Source organism: Frankia torreyi, from assembly GCF_000948395.1.
In the GTDB taxonomy this organism is placed as follows: Bacteria; Actinomycetota; Actinomycetes; order Frankiales; family Frankiaceae; genus Frankia; species Frankia torreyi.
Genome location: NZ_JYFN01000139.1, coordinates 1 through 1,946 on the forward strand (window position 1 = coordinate 1; position 1,946 = coordinate 1,946).

Annotated in this window: 2 protein-coding genes; one reads left to right on the plus strand and one right to left on the minus strand. The window is 68.7% G+C overall.

The genetic code is table 11. The features are described 5' to 3' along the window. On the plus strand, positions 1-345 hold a 345-nt coding region (locus FF36_RS31200), incomplete at its 5' end, for a transposase (RefSeq protein WP_044888804.1). A 436-nt stretch (positions 346-781) separates the two neighbouring features. Here the strand turns inward: FF36_RS31200 and FF36_RS31205 are convergent. Further along, the coding region (locus tag FF36_RS31205) for an SDR family oxidoreductase (protein ID WP_242423010.1) at positions 782-1,946 on the minus strand (1,165 nt) is incomplete at its 5' end.

Below are 1,946 nucleotides of genomic sequence, written 5' to 3' on the forward strand. Positions count from 1 at the left end.
GACTACCCCCACGCCGAGCGGGTGGTGCTGGTCATGGACAACCTCAATACCCACGGCATCGCCTCGCTCTACGAGGCCTTCGACCCCGCCGTCGCGTTCGCTCTCGCCGGGCGCCTCGAGATCCACCACACCCCCAAACACGGCTCCTGGCTCAACATCGCCGAGATCGAACTGGCCGCACTGACCCGCCAATGCCTCGACCGCCGCATCGACGACCTCGACGTGCTCAACACCGAACTCGCCGCCTGGCAGACAGCCGTCAACACCGACCAGCGCCAAGTCCACTGGCACTTCACCACCGCCGACGCCCGCACCAAACTCCGCCACCTATACCCCAAACATTAGTGGCGACGGTCTACTAGACCCTCACCGTCGCCGGGAACGCCACCGCCGGCTACCACCCCGCCGCCGCCGACCACCGCCAGCACGCACCCGGGTACACCACCAAGACCCATTCCCCCACCGCCGACATGTTCCACAAGATCCGCCGCGTCCTGATCACCGTCAAATATCAGGCCGTTCACCCCGGGCAGACGACGCCCGCAGAACTCCACACCCTCCGGCCGACTTGGGAGATCGCCGCCACCTAACCGCGAAGGTCGAGCTCGGTGTAGAGTTCAGTAATTCGGCGAAAGTCGAATATTCTTTCTATAAGTTTCGCCAGGATTCTATCCTCCGAGCGGAAGCCCCCGCTTTTACTGAAGCCGACTGCGGGTTCAGCCAAGCCCGTCACGCGGGCCGCAGCGACAGTCCTGTCGGGGGACAGACCCAGCTCTCCCGGTCAGGGGATGACGCGGCGGCGGCGGAGATCGTCGAAAAGGGCGTAGAACATCGTCTCGGTCTCGACGTACTCGTGGAAGCCGAAGCGGCGGGCCTTCGAGCCATCGGCGATCATGTCGTAGTCCCAGGAGAACACCGCGTCGCCGAACCGCCAGGACGAGACCTCCCGGTAGGAGTGACCGGCGAGGCCGTGGCGGGCGGTCATCGTCTTCCACAGCTCCTCCTTGTCCGCCATCACGGACTCGAGGCTCATCGGCAGCGTCGCGGCGACCTCCAGGCCGAAATAGCGGCCGACGGCCGGCCACATCTCGCTCCACCGGAACAGGTCACCGTTGTTGATGTTGAAGGCCTGATCGGCGCACGCGGCGGTGGTCGCCGCCCACACGGTCGCCTTCGCGAGCAGGCCGGCGTCGGTGACCTCCAGCAGCGCGTCATAGGCCCCCGGCGCGCCCGGGAAGCGCAGTGGCAGGCCGAGTTCCTTCGACATCGAGGCGTACACCGCGAGGACCATCGTGAGGTTCATCGGATTGCCCGTGGCGAACCCGCACACGACCGACGGGCGGATCGCCGACCAGCTCCAGCCCGCATTCCGACCGCGGGCGGTCAGATAGTCCTGCTGGTCGACGTTGAACTCCGGCGGCATGTGCCCGGCGTCGGACTCCCGCGCCGGGGTCTTGAACGGGCCGAGGTGCGCGCCGTACACCTTGTAACCCTGCATCAGGCTGACGTGGCGCAGCGCCGGGCTCGCCGCGTCGACGGTCTCGACGACGTTCGTCAGCATCGCCAGGTTCGGCGCGACGAGCTCGGCCCAGGTCGGTCGCTCCTGGTAGGCGGCGTAGAACACGTGGGTCACCGCGCGCAGGTTGCCGAGCGCGGCCCGGGTGGCGTCGAGGTCGAGCAGGTCGACGGCGACGTGGCGCACGCGCGGCGCCGGGCGGCCGCCGCGACGCGACACCCCGATGACCTCCCAGTCGCCGAGGCCGGCGAGATGCTCGACGAGGGTGCGGCCGATCACCCCCTGAGCGCCGACCACCAGCGCGACGTTGCCCGCGGTCTGGGCGCCCGCAGTCTGGGCGCCCTCCGGATCGGTGCCCGCGGCAGAGGTGCGCTCGAAATGGGTGCGTGCGGGGCGGTTGCCCTCAGGGCGGGGGGCCTCGGGGCGGGGG